This window comes from Psychrobacter sp. TB20-MNA-CIBAN-0197 (assembly GCF_040309765.1).
In the GTDB taxonomy this organism is placed as follows: domain Bacteria; phylum Pseudomonadota; class Gammaproteobacteria; order Pseudomonadales; family Moraxellaceae; genus Psychrobacter; species Psychrobacter submarinus.
The window spans coordinates 1-266 of record NZ_JBEOPC010000724.1 but is presented as its reverse complement, the minus strand read 5'-3'; the positions used below and the strand labels follow the sequence as shown (position 1 = coordinate 266).

1 pseudogene is annotated in these 266 nt (G+C 56.8%); it reads right to left on the bottom strand.

The features are described from left to right. Window positions 1-266 (bottom strand): annotated as a pseudogene (locus tag AAEY83_RS15725) (translation elongation factor Ts); the annotation flags it as partial.

The following is a 266-nucleotide window of genomic DNA, read 5'->3' as shown; positions in this document are numbered from 1 at the left end:
CAACAGCAACACCGATCTTGTTACCGTGCAGGTAGGTGCCGACAACGTCACCTTCTACGCGTACCAGACGACGGATGTTGACGTTCTCGCCGACTTTGGCAACCAGCGCTTCACGAGCCGATTCCTGAGCGGCGATCAGCGGAGCTGCGTCGGTCAGTTTTTCGTCGAAAGCTTTTTCTACGCTGGCAGCAACGAAGTTCTTGAAGTCGTCTTGCAGGGCCAGGAAGTCGGTCTGCGAGTTGACTTCCAGCAGCACGGCTGCCTTG